We start from the raw sequence: 16,149 nt of genomic DNA, 5'->3' as shown, positions 1-16,149 counted from the left end.
TTCTAGACGGAGAAAAACAAGATTATTCAATATAATTACAAATAAAATTTTTAAGCTATGGCTAAAGAGACATTCCAGCGTACCAAGCCGCATGTTAACATTGGTACTATCGGTCACGTAGACCACGGTAAGACAACTTTGACAGCTGCCATTTCTAAGACTCTTCACGATAAGGGTTTCGGTAGCGAAGATGTTAAGTCTTTCGATCAGATTGATAATGCTCCTGAGGAAAAAGAGCGTGGTATTACCATCAACTCTGCCCACATTGAGTATGAAACAGCTAATCGTCACTATGCACACGTAGACTGCCCGGGTCACGCTGACTATGTAAAGAACATGGTTACTGGTGCCGCTCAGATGGATGGTGCTATCTTGGTTGTAGCTGCTACTGACGGTCCTATGCCTCAGACACGTGAGCACGTGCTTCTCGCTCGTCAGGTGAACGTTCCTCGTTTGGTTGTGTTCCTGAACAAGTGCGATATGGTAGAGGATGAGGAAATGCTCGAACTCGTTGAAATGGAAGTTCGTGAAATCCTCGAGCAGTACGAATTTGAAGAGGATACTCCTATCATTCGTGGTTCTGCACTCGGTGCTTTGAACGGCGTTGAAAAGTGGGTAGACCGCGTAATGGAGCTCATGAGCACTGTTGATGAGTGGATCCAAGAGCCTCCTCGTGCTACTGACAAGCCTTTCTTGATGCCTATTGAGGACGTATTCTCAATCACAGGTCGTGGTACTGTAGCAACAGGTCGTATCGAGACTGGTGTTATCCACGTAGGTGATGAAGTAGAATTGCTCGGTCTTGGCGAGGATAAGAAGTCTGTAGTAACAGGCGTTGAAATGTTCCGCAAGATTTTGGACGAAGGTCAGGCTGGTGACAACGTAGGTTTGTTGCTCCGTGGTATCGATAAGGCTGAGATTAAGCGTGGTATGGTTCTCTGCCATCCCGGTCAGATTAAGCCTTTCAAGAAGTTTAAGGCTTCTATCTACGTATTGAAGAAAGAAGAGGGTGGTCGTCATACTCCATTCGGAAACAAGTATCGTCCTCAGTTCTATCTCCGTACAATGGACTGCACAGGTGAAATCTCTTTGCCAGAGGGCGTTGATATGGTAATGCCCGGTGATAACGTTGAGATCACTGTTGAGCTTATCTACGCTGTAGCTTTGAACCAAGGTCTCCGTTTCGCTATCCGCGAAGGTGGTCGTACTGTAGGTTCTGGTCAGATTACAGAAGTTTACGAAGACTAATATCAATTAGCGATATAACGATTCCCGCTACTGCGGTGGCGGGAATCTTTTTTACGGGTTTAGCTCAGTTGGTAGAGCACTGGTCTCCAAAACCAGGTGTCGGGGGTTCGAGCCCTCCAACCCGTGCCAATCAGAAGATAATATGAATAAGATCGTAAATTATTGCAAAGCTTGTTATGATGAGCTTGCTCATAGAACAACATGGCCTTCGCGTGCCGAACTGACCCACAGCGCAATGGTTGTATTATCTGCTTCCCTTGTCATTGCTCTTGTTGTGTTCTGCATGGATAGCTTGTTCAAATTTGTGATGAGCGTGATTTACCCTAATTAAACAAGGAAATGGCAGATGTAAAAAAGAATTGGTATGTTGTAAAAGCCGTTAGTGGCAAGGAGGCTAAACTCAAAGAGTATATTGAGGCCGAAATGAAGCATAACGACTTATTAGCTGCCAATGTATTTCAGGTATTGATTCCTGTGGAGAAGCATGCTTCTCTCAGAAATGGCAAAAGAGTAGTCAAGGAGAAAGTTTCTCTTCCTGGCTATGTTTTTGTTGAGGCAAATCTGATTGGTGATGTGGCGCACACTTTACGCTTCATGCCTAACTGTCTCGGGTTCTTGGGTGGCTTGGATAATCCTTCGCCCGTTCCTCAGTCAGATATTAACCGTATGCTGGGTACAGCAGAAGAAACGGAGATAGAGGATACTGTAGATATTCCTTACGTAGTCGATGAGACAGTGAAGGTTACAGATGGTCCTTTCAGCGGTTTCAGTGGCGTTATCGAGGAGGTGAATGCTGAAAAGCATAAACTGAAGGTAATGGTAAAGATTTTTGGTCGCAAGACTCCGTTGGAACTCGGTTTCATGCAGGTAGAAAAAGAAGGATAAAATTAGATGTTACGTTAGTTTTATCCGAATAAGCTGAAGTAGCTTCCATTCTTTCAGCTGATTATATAAATCAATTAATTATTAACAAAGAAATGGCTAAAGAAGTTGCTGGATTAATCAAATTACAGATTAAAGGTGGCGCTGCGAATCCTTCTCCTCCAGTAGGACCCGCATTGGGTTCTAAGGGTATCAACATTATGGGATTCTGTAAGGAATTCAACGCCCGCACCCAGGATAAGGCAGGTAAGATTCTTCCTGTTGTTATCACTTACTATACCGACAAGTCATTCAGCTTTGAAATCAAGACATCTCCCGCAGCTGTACAGTTGAAGGAGCTTGCCAAGATTAAGAGTGGTTCAGGCGAGCCTAACCGTAAGAAAGTTGCTTCTGTAACTTGGGACGACGTGAAGGTTATCGCTGAGGACAAGCTGAAAGATCTTAACTGTTTCACAGTAGAGTCAGCTATGAAGCTTGTAGCCGGTACAGCCCGTTCAATGGGTATCACTGTAAAAGGGGACTTCCCTGGTAAATAAAAAATAAACTTCAATTAAGAAAATGAGTAAACTGACAAAAAATCAAAAATCAGTAGCTGAGAAGGTTGAAGCAGGGAAGGCATACACATTGGCAGAAGCAGCAGAGTTGGTTAAGGAAATCACTACTACCAAATTTGAAGCTTCGGTTGATATGGATGTACGTCTTGGTGTAGACCCTCGTAAGGCCAACCAGATGGTTCGCGGCGTTGTGTCGTTGCCGAACGGTACTGGTAAGGTTACACGAGTTCTCGCTCTCTGTACTCCTGATCAGGAGGCTGCCGCTAAAGAAGCAGGCGCTGATTATGTTGGTCTTGATGAATATGTCGAAAAGATCAAGGGCGGTTGGACTGATGTTGACGTGATTATCACTATGCCGTCTTGCATGGGTAAACTTGGACCTTTGGGCCGTGTTCTCGGTCCCCGTGGTTTGATGCCTAACCCTAAGAGCGGTACTGTAACAATGGATGTCGCTAAGGCAGTTAAGGAAGTGAAGCAGGGTAAGATTGACTTTAAAGTTGACAAGGCCGGTATTATCCATACCTCAATCGGTAAGGTTAATATGACTGCTGAGCAGATACTTGGTAACGCTAAGGAATTTATTTCTACGGTTATCAAATTGAAGCCTGCTGCTGCTAAAGGTACATATATCAAGAGTATCTTTATTTCGAGCACGATGAGTAAGGGTATCAAGATTGATCCTAAATCAGTTGAATAACTCTAAAAGTTTTGTAAAATGAAGAAAGAAGTAAAAGATACTATTATTGTAGAACTTGGACAAAAGATGAAGGAGTACGCTCACTTCTATCTGGTAGACGTTACCGGATTGAATGCTGAGGCAACCTCTAATCTGCGTCGTAAGTGCTTCCAGAAGGAAATCAAGATGGTCGTTGTGAAGAACAACCTTCTTCACAAGGCTTTCGAGGCTTCTGATGTTGATTATGCACCCATCTACACCGCACTCAAGGGCAACACTGCTGTTTTATTCTCTAATACAGCTAATGACCCTGCCAAGTTGCTGAAAGAATATGTTAAGGAAGGAATTCCCGCATTGAAGGCTGCTTATGCAGAGGAAAGCATCTATGTTGGTGCAGACAAACTTGAAGAGCTTGCAGCTCTCAAGAGCAAGAACGAAGTTATCGCGGATATTGTTGCTTTGCTGCAATCACCTGCCAAGAACGTTGTTTCTGCTCTTCAGTCAGGCGCAAACACCATCCATGGTGTGCTCAAGACTTTAGGCGAGCGTCCTGAATAATAACACACTTAAAGTCAATTAAACCTTTTTTAAGAACAAATTAAATTATAGAATAAAATGGCAGACATAAAAGCTATTGCAGAAGAATTAGTAAATCTTACTGTTAAGGAAGTTAATGAGTTGGCAACAGTCCTGAAGGACGAGTATGGTATTGAGCCTGCTGCTGCAGCTGTTGCTGTAGCTGCTGGTCCTGCTGCTGCAGGTGCAGCCGCTGCTGAGGAAAAGACATCTTTTGATGTAGTCCTCACTGAGGTTGGCGCTACAAAGCTTCAGGTTGTTAAGGCTGTTAAGGAAGCTTGCGGTCTCGGCTTGAAGGAAGCTAAGGATCTCGTAGACGGTGCTCCTGCTACCGTTAAGGAAGGTCTCTCTAAAGAAGAGGCTGAGAACCTGAAGAAGGCTATCGAAGAAGCCGGTGCTAAGGTTGAGCTCAAGTAATTGAACCGAAACTTTTTGAATATGGTTAGGATCTACTAAGTAGGTGGGTCCTAACCTTTTTGTGTCTTTTATCCTAATTAGCTGTTGCGTTTTACCGGCAGCCAATTAAAAAATAATATATGGCTACAAACATTGTTGATAACAGAGTAAATTTCGCCAGCGTGCATAATCCGCTTCCTTATCCGGATTTTCTCGATGTGCAGTTGAAGTCATTTAAGGACTTCTTACAGTTGGATACTCCACCTGAAGAACGCAAGAATGACGGTTTGTATAAGGTGTTCGCAGAGAACTTCCCTATCACCGACACAAGAAATAATTTCGTTCTTGAGTTCTTGGATTACTATATCGATCCGCCTCGCTACACGATTGATGAGTGCTTGGAGCGTGGGTTGACCTATAGCGTACCTCTTAAGGCCAAGATGAAACTGTACTGTACCGATCCTGATCATGAGGATTTCGGCACATTTATCCAAGATGTGTTCTTGGGTACAATCCCTTACATGACTAAGAATGGTACCTTTGTCATTAACGGAGCTGAACGAGTTGTCGTTTCACAGTTGCACCGTTCACCCGGTGTATTCTTCGGACAAGGCGTTCACGCTAATGGCACAGTGTTATACAGTGCCCGTATCATTCCTTTCAAGGGATCATGGATAGAGTTTGCTACAGACATTAACAATGTGATGTATGCTTACATCGACCGTAAGAAGAAGTTACCCGTAACCACTTTGCTCCGTGCCATGGGCTTCGAGCAAGACAAGGATATTCTTCAGATATTCGACTTGGCTGAGGAAGTTAAAGTCAATAAGAAGAATATGAAGGCCGCCGTAGGTCGTAAACTTGCCGCTCGTGTTCTGAAAAGCTGGAATGAAGACTTCGTTGATGAGGATACAGGTGAAGTTGTATCTATCGAGCGTAACGAGGTTATCATGGAACGTGAGACAGAGCTTACAGAGGATAATATCGCAGAAATCCTCGACAGTGGTACTTCAACAGTCCTGCTGCATAAGGACGCGGAGGCTGCCAACAAGTTCACCATTATCTTCAATACACTTTCCAAGGACCCCAGCAACTCAGAGAAGGAAGCTGTTAACTACATCTATCGCCAGTTGCGTAATGCGGATCCTGCCGATGATGCGAGTGCTCGTGAAGTGTTCCAGAACTTGTTCTTCTCCGATAAGCGTTATGATTTAGGAGAAGTAGGTCGCTATCGTATCAATAAGAAATTAGGTCTCGATACCGATATGGACGTTCGTGTTTTGACGAAAGACGACATTATCGAGATTATAAAATACTTGATTCAATTGGTTAACTCCAACGCTACCGTTGATGATATTGACCACTTGAGTAACCGTCGTGTTCGTACGGTAGGTGAGCAGTTGAGCAATCAGTTTGCCATCGGTCTCGCTCGTATGAGCCGTACGATTCGTGAGCGCATGAATGTCCGTGACAACGAAGTGTTCACGCCCACCGACTTGATTAACGCCAAGACCATTTCGAGCGTTATCAATTCTTTCTTTGGAACCAATCCGTTGAGCCAGTTCATGGACCAGACCAACCCACTTGCGGAGGTAACCCACAAGCGTCGTCTCTCCGCTCTTGGTCCCGGTGGTTTGTCTCGTGAGCGTGCCGGCTTTGAAGTACGTGACGTTCACTACACCCACTATGGTCGTTTATGCCCTATCGAGAGCCCTGAAGGACCTAACATCGGTTTGATTTCTTCACTTTGTGTGTATGCTAAGATCAACGACCTTGGCTTTATCGTGACACCTTACCGTTCTGTTCGTTCCTCAAAAGTTGATATGGACAACAAGGATGTTGTTTATCTCACAGCCGAAGAGGAAGAGGAGAAGATTATCGGACAGGGTAACGCGCCTTTGAAAGAAGATGGTTCATTCATCCGTGAGACGGTAAAATGTCGTCAGGATGCTGATTATCCGGTTGTTCCTCCTACAGAAGTTGACTTGGTGGACGTTGCTCCACAGCAGATTGCTTCGGTTTCCGCAGCCTTGATTCCTTTCTTGGAGCATGATGACGGTCACCGTGCGCTGATGGGTTGTAACATGATGCGCCAAGCTGTACCTTTGCTCCACAATGACGCTCCTATTGTAGGAACCGGCTTGGAACGCCAAGTGTGCGAGGATTCTCGTACCATGGTTACTGCCGAGGGTGATGGTGTTATCGAATATGTTGACGCTACTACCATTCGTATTCTCTATGATCGTACAGAGGAGGAAGAGTTTGTCAGCTTTGAGCCGGCCTTGAAGGAATATCGCATTCCTAAGTTCCGCCGCACCAATCAGAATATGACTATCGACCTTCGTCCTATTTGCAACAAGGGTCAGCGTGTGAAAGCAGGCGACATCCTTACCGAAGGTTATGCCACGGAAAATGGTGAGCTGGCTCTCGGTCGCAACCTGATGGTAGCTTACATTCCTTGGAAGGGCTACAACTATGAGGACGCTGTTGTTATCTCCGAGCGCATGGTTCGTGACGATGTTCTTACATCTGTTCATGTTGATGAGTATTCACTCGATGTTCGTGAGACAAAGCGTGGTGTGGAAGAGTTCACTTCCGACATCCCCAATGTAAGCGAAGAAGCCACAAAGGATTTGGATGATAACGGTATCATTCGTGTCGGTGCTCGTGTAGAGCCGGGCGACATCCTTATTGGTAAGATTTCTCCGAAGGGTGAGAGCGATCCTTCACCTGAAGAGAAGTTGCTGCGCGCCATCTTCGGTGATAAGGCCGGCGACGTAAAGGATTCTTCTTTAAAGGCCAATCCCTCGTTGAGTGGTGTTGTTATCGATAAGAAATTGTTCTCTCGTGCCGTGAAGACTCGTGACTCAAAGAAGCAAGACAAGATTATCTTGGCTAAGATTGATGAAGAGTACGAGGCAAAAAATGAGGACTTGAAGGATATACTCGTAGACAAGTTGCTTGAACTTACAGAGGACAAGACTTGCCAAGGCGTGAAAGACTATACCGGAGCTGAGATTGTCACTAAGGGTAGTAAGTTTAGCGCCGCCATCCTGAAGAACCTTGAGTATGACGGTATTCAGAGCAATGACTGGACCGAGGACGAGCATGTTAACAGCCTTATCCAGCAGCTCATCATGAATTATATCCGTAAATATAAGCAGCTTGATGCAGAGTTGAAGCGCCGTAAGTTCGCTATCTCTATCGGTGATGAGTTGCCTTCAGGTATCATTCAGATGGCCAAAGTCTATGTTGCCAAGAAGCGTAAGATTCAGGTGGGTGATAAACTTGCCGGTCGCCATGGTAACAAGGGTATCGTTTCTAAGGTCGTTCGCATGGAAGACATGCCGTTCTTGGATGATGGTCGCCCCGTGGATTTGGTGTTGAACCCGATGGGTGTGCCTTCACGTATGAACCTCGGACAGATTTTTGAAGCCATCTTGGGTGCTGCCGGACGTAAGTTGGGATGCAAGTTCGCTACGCCAATCTTCGACGGTGCCAAGTTGGAAGACCTTTCTGAGTGGACCGACAAAGCAGGTCTGCCTCGTCTGTGCTCTACCTATCTGTATGATGGTGAGACCGGTGAGAAGTTCGACCAGCCCGCAACCGTAGGTGTTACCTACTTCTTGAAACTCGGCCACATGGTTGAAGACAAGATGCACGCCCGCTCTATCGGCCCATACTCACTCATTACGCAACAGCCGTTGGGTGGTAAGGCGCAGTTTGGTGGACAGCGTTTCGGAGAAATGGAAGTTTGGGCCATCGAGGCCTTTGGCGCAAGCCACGTACTTCAGGAAATCCTGACCATCAAGTCCGACGATACCGTTGGCCGTAGTAAGGCTTACGAGGCTATCGTCAAGGGCGATCCAATGCCAACACCGGGAATACCGGAGTCGCTCAACGTATTGCTGCATGAGCTTCGTGGTCTCGGTCTAAGTATTAAACTCGATTAAAGTGAAAGAAACATGGCTTTTAAAAAAGATACAAAGGTAAAAAATAATTTTACGAAGATTACCATCGGTCTTGCTTCTCCCGAAGAGATACTGGAAAATTCGTTTGGTGAGGTTACAAAACCTGAGACCATAAATTATCGTACCTACAAACCTGAGCGCGACGGTCTTTTCTGTGAGCGAATCTTCGGTCCTACCCGTGACTATGAGTGTGCTTGTGGTAAGTACAAGCGCATTCGCTATAAGGGAATTGTCTGCGACCGATGCGGTGTTGAGGTTACTGAGAAGAAAGTTCGCCGTGAGCGTTCCGGCCATATTGAGTTGGTCGTTCCGGTTGCTCACATTTGGTATTTCCGCTCTCTGCCCAATAAGATTGGCTATTTGCTTGGCATGCCCACCAAGAAGCTCGACGCTATCGTGTACTATGAAAAGTACGTGGTAGTAAAGCCCGGTGTGATGGAAGGCCGTAAAGACGCTGAAGGTATTGAGCTGAACGGCTCACATAAGATGGACCTTCTCTCTGAAGAAGAGTACATCGACATCCTCGATAATCAGGTAGCTCCCAATAACGATCAGCTCGATGACAACGATCCTAACAAGTTTGTTGCCAAGATGGGTGCCGAGGCCATTTACGATCTTTTGACCGACTTGGATCTTGACTCTCTGTCTTACGAGTTGCGCGACCGTGCCAACAATGACTCCAGCCAGCAGCGTAAGACTGAGGCTTTGAAGCGTTTGCAGGTGGTAGAGGCCTTCAGGGCTTCTCAGGGAATCAACCGTCCCGAGTGGATGGTGATGAAGATTATCCCCGTAATCCCGCCTGAGCTTCGTCCGTTGGTACCGCTGGATGGTGGCCGTTTTGCCACATCCGACCTCAACGACCTCTATCGTCGTGTCATCATTCGTAACAACCGTTTGAAGCGACTGATGGAAATCAAGGCTCCCGAGGTGATTCTTCGCAACGAGAAGCGTATGCTTCAGGAAGCTGTCGACTCATTGTTCGACAACTCTCGCAAGGCTTCTGCCGTGAAGAGCGAGAGCAACCGTCCTTTGAAGTCGCTTTCCGATTCGCTCAAGGGTAAGCAAGGTCGTTTCCGTCAGAACCTTCTCGGTAAGCGTGTCGACTATTCAGCACGTTCCGTTATCGTTGTAGGTCCTGAGTTGAAGATGGGCGAGTGCGGTCTGCCTAAGTTGATGGCAGCCGAGCTTTACAAGCCGTTCATCATCCGCAAGCTCATCGAGCGCGGTATCGTGAAGACCGTTAAGAGCGCCAAGAAAATTGTTGATCGCCGTGAACCCATTATTTGGGACATCCTCGAGAATGTCATGAAGGGCCATCCGGTTATGCTTAACCGTGCGCCGACACTTCACCGTTTGGGTATTCAGGCTTTCCAACCCAAACTTATTGAGGGCAAAGCTATCCAGCTTCACCCATTGGCTTGTACCGCGTTCAACGCCGACTTCGACGGTGACCAGATGGCTGTTCACCTCCCATTGAGCAATGAGGCGGTACTTGAGGCGCAGATCCTGATGCTTCAGAGCCACAATATCCTCAACCCGGCCAATGGTGCTCCTATCACCGTTCCTTCACAGGACATGGTGCTTGGACTCTATTATATCACCAAGATTCGTCCGGGTGCCAAGGGCGAAGGACTTACGTTCTACGGTCCCGAGGAGGCTCTCATCGCTCATAACGAGGGCCGTTGCGACCTCCATGCGTTGGTTAAGGTAGTTGTCAACGACGTTGTTGATGGCAAGCCCGTCCGCCACATGGTAGAGACTTCTGTCGGTCGTGTCGTTGTCAATCAGATTATTCCCGAGGAAGTAGGCTTCTTCAATGGTATTATTTCCAAGAAGAGTCTTCGCGGACTCATTGCCGACGTTATTAAGGAAGTAGGTATGGCACGTGCCTGCGACTTCCTCGACGGTATCAAGAACCTTGGTTACCACATGTCTTATGTAGCCGGTCTTTCCTTTAACTTGGATGACATCATCATCCCCGAGGAGAAACCTAATATCGTAGGCAAGGGCCAGCGTGAGGTTGAGGAAATCACCAATAACTACAACATGGGTTTCATCACCGATAAGGAGCGCTATAATCAGGTTATCGACGCTTGGACTCACGTTAACAATGAGTTGGGCGATGTCTTGATGAAAGAAATGACCGAAGCCGATCAGGGCTTCAACGCCGTTTATATGATGCTCGATTCCGGAGCCCGTGGTTCTAAGGACCAGATTAAGCAGTTGTCCGGTATGCGTGGTTTGATGGCCAAGCCTCAGAAGGCCGGTGCCGAAGGAGCGCAGATTATCGAGAATCCTATTCTTTCCAACTTTAAGGAAGGTATGTCGGTGCTTGAGTACTTCATTTCGTCTCACGGTGCCCGTAAGGGTTTGGCCGATACCGCTATGAAGACTGCCGACGCCGGTTACCTTACCCGTCGTTTGGTGGATGTCAGCCATGATGTAATCATCAACGAGGAAGACTGTGGTACGTTGCGCGGCCTTGAGTGTCGTGCCTTGAAGAATGGCGATGAGATTATCTCTACTTTGTATGAGCGCATTCTCGGTCGTGTATCCGTACACGATGTAATCCATCCTTCTACGGGCGAGGTGCTTGTTCAGGCCGGTGAGGAAATCACCGAGGCTAAGGCACGCGCTATCGACGCCTCACCTATCGAAATGGTTGAAATCCGTTCTGTGCTCACTTGTGAGAGTAAGCATGGCGTATGTATGAAGTGTTACGGCCGTAACTTGGCCACTGCCCGCATGGTTCAGCAGGGTGAGGCTGTCGGTGTGATTGCCGCTCAGGCCATTGGTGAGCCCGGTACCCAGCTTACTCTTCGTACTTTCCACGCCGGTGGTGTGGCCGGTAATGCGGCGGCCAATGCCAGCATTGTGGCCAAGAACGACAGCCGTCTTGAGTTTGATGAGCTTCGTACCGTTCCATTCGTGGAAGAGGGTGTCAATGGTGATGTCAAGTGTCAGATGGTTGTGAGCCGTTTGGCCGAGGTTCGCTTCGTCGATCCTAACACGAATATCGTGCTCAGTACGCTTAATGTGCCTTATGGTTCATCGCTTTATAATAAGAATGGTGACATCGTTAAGAAGGGCGACCTCATTGCTAAGTGGGACCCGTTCAACGCTGTTATCGTTTCTGAATACGCAGGTCGGTTGAAATTCCACGATGTTGTCGAAGGTTTGACCTATCATGCCGAGACCGACGAAACCACGGGTATGACCGAGAAGATTATCACCGACTCTAAGGACCGTGCCAAGGTGCCGACAGTTGATGTGATCAACGCCGCCGGTGAGGTTGTCGGAACTTACAACTTCCCCGTAGGTGGTCACCTTTCTGTAGAAGATGGTCAAACCATTGAAACGGGTGAAACGCTGATCAAGATACCACGTGCCGTTGGTGGTGCCGGTGACATTACCGGTGGTCTGCCTCGTGTAACCGAACTTTTCGAGGCTCGCAACCCGTCTAATCCCGCGGTCGTTTCTGAAATCGACGGTGAGGTGACGCTGGGCAAGCTCAAGCGTGGTAATCGTGAGATTGTCGTAACATCCAAGACCGGTGATCAGAAGAAATATCTCGTATCGCTGTCTAAGCAGATTCTTGTTCAGGAACACGACGCCGTGCGTGCAGGAACACCGCTTTCCGATGGTGTCATCACGCCGAGTGACATTCTGGCCATTAAGGGTCCAACCGCCGTTCAGGAGTATATCGTGAATGAGGTGCAGGACGTTTACCGTCTGCAAGGTGTGAAGATTAACGACAAACACTTTGAGATTATCGTTCGTCAGATGATGCGTAAGGTTCGTATCGACGACCCGGGTGATACAACATTCCTCGAGCAGGAACTCGTTGACAAGCTCGACTTTGCCGATGAGAACGACCGCATTTGGGGCAAGAAGGTTGTCATTGACGCCGGCGACTCACAGATTTTGAAGAAGGGACAGATTGTTACGGCTCGCAAGTTGCGTGATGAGAACTCTTCACTCAAGCGCCGCGACCTCAATCCGGTTCAGGTGCGTGACGCCGTACCGGCCACTTCTACTCAGATTCTGCAGGGTATCACCCGCGCAGCCTTGGCTACGAAGAGCTTCATGAGTGCTGCTTCGTTCCAAGAGACCACCAAGGTGCTCAACGAAGCTGCCATCCGTGGCAAGGTAGATCACTTGGAAGGCATGAAGGAGAATGTTATTTGCGGTCACCGCATACCTTCAGGTACCGGTCTGCGCCAGTGGGATAAGCTCATCGTTGGCTCTCGTGAGGAGCACGATCGCATTCAGGCTAACCGCAAGAATGTGCTCGATTTCGCCGCACAAGGTGCTGCTGAAGACTAAGTCTTATCAGCATTCAACATATTTAAAAAGGTTGCAGACCGACGTGTCTGCAACCTTTTTTGTTTTTCCGAAGTATATATTTTTCTCTGAAGGGGCATGTCTTTTCCTTTAATAATGTATATATATTATTTTTATAAAGCATGTATTTGGTATTCATGAAATATGTATTTTGCCGCTATAAGCTATGTATTTTTCTTTTAAATATTTCTAAGGAGAAGTCTGAAGTGTAAAGATTTTTCCGTATTTTTGCCTTTGGTAGTAGGTAGGTCTTTGTTTTTAAATCTTTCCTACACATGTTATCATGTTATCCTAACCCCAAAACCATGACGTATAAAAGTACCAAACGCCTATTGGCAGCTGTCTTGTTTTTCCTAAGTATTCTTTTTGTGCCTGCCAATGTCTTGGCGCAGGGCGAGGTCTATAACATCTATGAGATAGGCAAAGGTGAAATTCTGAAAACAAAGTATCGGTACATAGAATATCTGTATGACGGCTTGTTGGCGGCTATTCCCTACATGCCGGGCGTGGAGGACTATGATTGGTCGAACCTGACGGGCGTCATTGACTTTGGTGAGAACTCCATCGTACCGTTTAAGTATAGGAATATCCATGCGTTAAAGGGCAATCCCGACCTTCGGCTTATGACCGTTTCTGATGGCAGGAGTGTTATGTTATATCGGTTGAAAGGATCGCTGTTCGAGCGAGTCACGCCTGTTAGCGGCTGGAAGTTCCATGGTATTCCGGGCAATGACAGCATTGTCTTTACGTCGGGAGGTGTAGAAAACCATATTATTAACATCAAGAATGGAGCGTATACGCCCGTAACGCACAGTTTGCGGGCCACCTTGTACGATCGTTTTTTGGAGTTTAAGGGCGATGGCGGACGCGGGCTATTGAATCTGAAAGGCGAGGTCGTAGTGCCTGCGGCGTATTACCGGATTATGCCTTATGAAGGTTCCTACATCTTTTTGGAGCGAGGAAGCAAGGGCGATACCATCGGTATTTTGAATCGCCATGCCGAAATTATCATTCCTCCCGTCTTTAGGGATGTCATTAAAGGTAGAAATCGGTTCTTTGTCAGGAGCTTTAATAACGGCAGGAAGTTGCGCTTACCCGAAAAGGCGATTGAGGAAGTGAGCGATTGGAAAGCCACTTGGAATAAAAAAGCTCAAAAGTGGTATTCGCTCAATGCTAAGCAAATAAATCAGTTGGGGCTGGTTGGCGCCTTCGATTTGAGCGGAAAGCTCGTTATTCCTTTCGTCTATGACTACTTGCGAACGGGTGTTGACACAGAAATCATCGCCTCAAAGAGCAGTAAGGTAGGAATCATTTCCGAGGATGGAAAGGTGTTGATCAATTTTATGTACCAAAGTATCGAGTCGGCTTTCGATAGCTATTACGTGGCCAAGTTGGGCGCTAAAAAGCGAGTGCTGGGCCGAGGTGGCAAGCCGGTGTTCGGCGAGGTGTTTGACGATGTGTTCTTCCTTTCGGCCGAGAAGGTGTTGTTGCTGCGTCAAGGACAATGGTTCCTCTGCGACCTGCGCAAGCCCGGTGTGCTCACAAAGACCGGACTTACCCGTGAAAGCAGGTTGCAATATCTGTACGAATATCCTTCCTCGAATGAGTATGGGAAGCACAAAACCGATAAATATACCTATTTTGAGTATCGTAAGAATGGGAAATATGGCATTATAGATGACAATCTGAAGGTTGTGGTTTCCTCGATTCATGACCATACGCCCACCTTTTATTTTGGCAAGTTCTTTGAGTTTAATGTACGTCCCGGGGGCAGTGCATACACGCTGAAGGGTAAATTCATGGAGGGACTCGGCACTGTTACTTCGGCAGATTTCGAGTCGTCGCGTATCTCAAATGCCATTATCTGTCATAAGAACAAGAAGTATGGCGTTATTGATTTGGACGGAAACGAGCTCATTCCCTTTGAATATACTTTTATAAGTCATATCGATGGCAAACGGTTTGTCGTCAGCAAGTAAGGCGGTCGCCGGCGTATGGATTTCCCAAAGCTGCGTTTCGGGCCGCTCAAAGGGCAGCTTTTGTCGTGTCGAAAGCCCACTTTGAGCGGCCCGAAACGCAGCTTTGGGAAATCGCTTTTTATGCGGTCAAAAACCGGAGGCTCAATTGTCGTTTTGTCGCAGGTTGCATAATATTACATGAAATATTTGTTATAATTGGTTTTATGTCATGTATTATTTGCGGAATTCAGTTTTTTGTATTTATCTTTGCAGCAGTTATTTAAGACTCGTCATGGGTTGTTAGGCCCCTGACCGAGGCACTTCATTCTATTTTTATATATCCGGTTATATGGACGAAAACAACCAATCTACTGAAATCAATCTCGACATCAACCCCTCCGTGGCCGTCGGTAAGTATAGTAATCTTGCGCTGATAAGCCATTCCCACAGCGATTTCATTCTTGATTTTGCCACCATACTGCCCGGCATGCCTAAGCCCGAGGTAGGTAGTCGTGTCATCATGGCCCCCGAGCACGCCAAGCGTTTGGCCGCCATCTTGCAACAGAACATCATCAAGTACGAACAAGAGTTTGGCAAAATCGACATGGGAATCACCGAAGACCGCATCGCTACCCCCTTCAATGGTGGGCCGCAGGCGTAAGAAAGATAAAAGGAGAGTTAAATAAACATAAAAACTAAATACGCAGACTTAATATTTTGAAATTCAGAATATAAGGGTTATATTTGTTGCATTAATTACGTACATGATATTTTTTATGGAGAAAGCCTGCGTCAGGCGCTCCGTGCTGTATAGGAAGTTATAAAAAGTTTTTATTTAAAGTACCACTATAATGTTAGGATACCTAAACGTTAAATACCGCAAAAGCATACTACTTGTGGCATTTGCGCTGTGCCATTTGAGTTTGTCGGCTCAACAAACATTTGCTGTTAAGAATAATCTTGTTTATGATGCTACCCTTACGCCGAACTTAGGTTTGGAGTTTAAGGTAGATAGCTTGTGGACAGTTGGCCTCAATGCCGGCTATCGTCCTTGGCCCACCGACGACAACGTCACTCGTAAATGGCGCCACCTGCTTGTGGCACCCGAGGTGCGTCGTTGGAAGAGGGCGGCTTTTCACGGCCGTTTTTGGGGTGCCAATGTTATCTACAGCCATTACAATGTAGCCAATCTTAAGTTTCCCTTGGGGCTTTATCCCTCCGTGCGTCACCAGCGCAAGCAAGGTGACTTGATAGCCTTGGGCTTGTTCTATGGTCATTCGTGGCGTCTCTCTTCTCATTGGAATGTTGAGGCCTTTGCCGGTGCGGCCGTGGGTCATACGTGGTATAAGACCCATGAATGCCGTCGTTGCGGCATGCAGATAGAAGATACCCATAAATGGTTTGCCATGCCCCAGTTAGGTCTTAATGTCGTTTATCGCTTTGGTCGTGAGCCCGAGCGTCCGCGCCCGGTGCCTGCGGATAATGTGGTGCCCGATGTGCCGCAGCCCGTTCCTACGCCCGTTACCGAAGAGCCGGCCAAGCCG

At 47.0% G+C, this 16,149-nt stretch carries 12 protein-coding genes and 1 tRNA gene; all 13 read left to right on the top strand.

What is annotated here, in order from left to right; all coding sequences use genetic code 11:
* The first annotated feature begins 57 nt into the window (after positions 1–57).
* Entirely contained in the window at positions 58–1,248 is a 1,191-nt protein-coding gene (gene tuf / locus VIR50_RS00430; protein ID WP_331933178.1) for an elongation factor Tu, read from the top strand.
* Between the two features lie 53 nt (positions 1,249–1,301).
* Positions 1,302–1,377: transfer RNA gene (locus tag VIR50_RS00425), tRNA-Trp, on the top strand.
* A gap of 13 nt (positions 1,378–1,390) precedes the next feature.
* Entirely contained in the window at positions 1,391–1,579 is a 189-nt protein-coding gene (secE, locus tag VIR50_RS00420) for a preprotein translocase subunit SecE (RefSeq protein ID WP_331933177.1), read from the top strand.
* A gap of 8 nt (positions 1,580–1,587) precedes the next feature.
* The gene (gene nusG / locus VIR50_RS00415; protein WP_331933176.1) at positions 1,588–2,133 is read left to right on the top strand and encodes a transcription termination/antitermination protein NusG; all 546 of its coding nucleotides are present in this window, start codon (positions 1,588–1,590) and stop codon (positions 2,131–2,133) included.
* A 92-nt stretch (positions 2,134–2,225) separates the two neighbouring features.
* Positions 2,226–2,666 (top strand): 50S ribosomal protein L11, encoded by a 441-nt coding sequence (gene rplK, locus VIR50_RS00410; RefSeq protein WP_331933175.1) that lies wholly within the window; start codon positions 2,226–2,228, stop codon positions 2,664–2,666.
* Between the two features lie 22 nt (positions 2,667–2,688).
* Positions 2,689–3,381: a 50S ribosomal protein L1 gene (gene rplA, locus VIR50_RS00405; RefSeq protein WP_331933174.1), complete on the top strand. Its 693-nt coding sequence runs from the start codon at positions 2,689–2,691 to the stop codon at positions 3,379–3,381.
* Between the two features lie 18 nt (positions 3,382–3,399).
* Positions 3,400–3,918: a 50S ribosomal protein L10 gene (gene rplJ, locus VIR50_RS00400; protein ID WP_331933173.1), complete on the top strand. Its 519-nt coding sequence runs from the start codon at positions 3,400–3,402 to the stop codon at positions 3,916–3,918.
* 57 nt (positions 3,919–3,975) lie between these two features.
* Complete coding sequence (gene rplL / locus VIR50_RS00395; RefSeq protein WP_331933172.1) at positions 3,976–4,353, top strand: 50S ribosomal protein L7/L12; 378 nt, start codon at positions 3,976–3,978, stop codon at positions 4,351–4,353.
* Positions 4,354–4,472: 119 nt separating this feature from the next.
* Complete coding sequence (gene rpoB / locus VIR50_RS00390; protein ID WP_331933171.1) at positions 4,473–8,285, top strand: DNA-directed RNA polymerase subunit beta; 3,813 nt, start codon at positions 4,473–4,475, stop codon at positions 8,283–8,285.
* A 12-nt stretch (positions 8,286–8,297) separates the two neighbouring features.
* Positions 8,298–12,629 carry a DNA-directed RNA polymerase subunit beta' gene (gene rpoC / locus VIR50_RS00385; RefSeq protein ID WP_331933170.1) on the top strand — a complete coding sequence of 1,444 codons (4,332 nt, stop codon included), beginning with the start codon at positions 8,298–8,300 and terminating at the stop codon, positions 12,627–12,629.
* Positions 12,630–12,952: 323 nt separating this feature from the next.
* Complete coding sequence (locus tag VIR50_RS00380) at positions 12,953–14,626, top strand: WG repeat-containing protein (RefSeq protein ID WP_331933169.1); 1,674 nt, start codon at positions 12,953–12,955, stop codon at positions 14,624–14,626.
* Positions 14,627–14,954: 328 nt separating this feature from the next.
* Entirely contained in the window at positions 14,955–15,266 is a 312-nt protein-coding gene (locus VIR50_RS00375) for a DUF3467 domain-containing protein (protein ID WP_331933168.1), read from the top strand.
* A 190-nt stretch (positions 15,267–15,456) separates the two neighbouring features.
* Positions 15,457–16,149 (top strand): DUF3575 domain-containing protein (locus VIR50_RS00370; RefSeq protein WP_331933167.1); only part of this gene is annotated, 693 nt, incomplete at its 3' end.

It is taken from the genome of Prevotella sp., assembly GCF_036570325.1.
Lineage (GTDB): Bacteria > Bacteroidota > Bacteroidia > Bacteroidales > Bacteroidaceae > Prevotella.
This window is presented reverse-complemented; position numbering and strand designations above follow the sequence as displayed.

What these genes read in the sequence shown, in the direction of transcription:
- tuf (WP_331933178.1), top strand. Translation starts at nt 58, where the DNA reads ATGGCTAAAGAGACATTCCAGCGTACCAAGCCGCATGTTAACATTGGT.
- secE (WP_331933177.1), top strand. Translation starts at nt 1,391, where the DNA reads ATGAATAAGATCGTAAATTATTGCAAAGCTTGTTATGATGAGCTTGCT.
- nusG (WP_331933176.1), top strand. Translation starts at nt 1,588, where the DNA reads ATGGCAGATGTAAAAAAGAATTGGTATGTTGTAAAAGCCGTTAGTGGC.
- rplK (WP_331933175.1), top strand. Translation starts at nt 2,226, where the DNA reads ATGGCTAAAGAAGTTGCTGGATTAATCAAATTACAGATTAAAGGTGGC.
- rplA (WP_331933174.1), top strand. Translation starts at nt 2,689, where the DNA reads ATGAGTAAACTGACAAAAAATCAAAAATCAGTAGCTGAGAAGGTTGAA.
- rplJ (WP_331933173.1), top strand. Translation starts at nt 3,400, where the DNA reads ATGAAGAAAGAAGTAAAAGATACTATTATTGTAGAACTTGGACAAAAG.
- rplL (WP_331933172.1), top strand. Translation starts at nt 3,976, where the DNA reads ATGGCAGACATAAAAGCTATTGCAGAAGAATTAGTAAATCTTACTGTT.
- rpoB (WP_331933171.1), top strand. Translation starts at nt 4,473, where the DNA reads ATGGCTACAAACATTGTTGATAACAGAGTAAATTTCGCCAGCGTGCAT.
- rpoC (WP_331933170.1), top strand. Translation starts at nt 8,298, where the DNA reads ATGGCTTTTAAAAAAGATACAAAGGTAAAAAATAATTTTACGAAGATT.
- VIR50_RS00380 (WP_331933169.1), top strand. Translation starts at nt 12,953, where the DNA reads ATGACGTATAAAAGTACCAAACGCCTATTGGCAGCTGTCTTGTTTTTC.
- VIR50_RS00375 (WP_331933168.1), top strand. Translation starts at nt 14,955, where the DNA reads ATGGACGAAAACAACCAATCTACTGAAATCAATCTCGACATCAACCCC.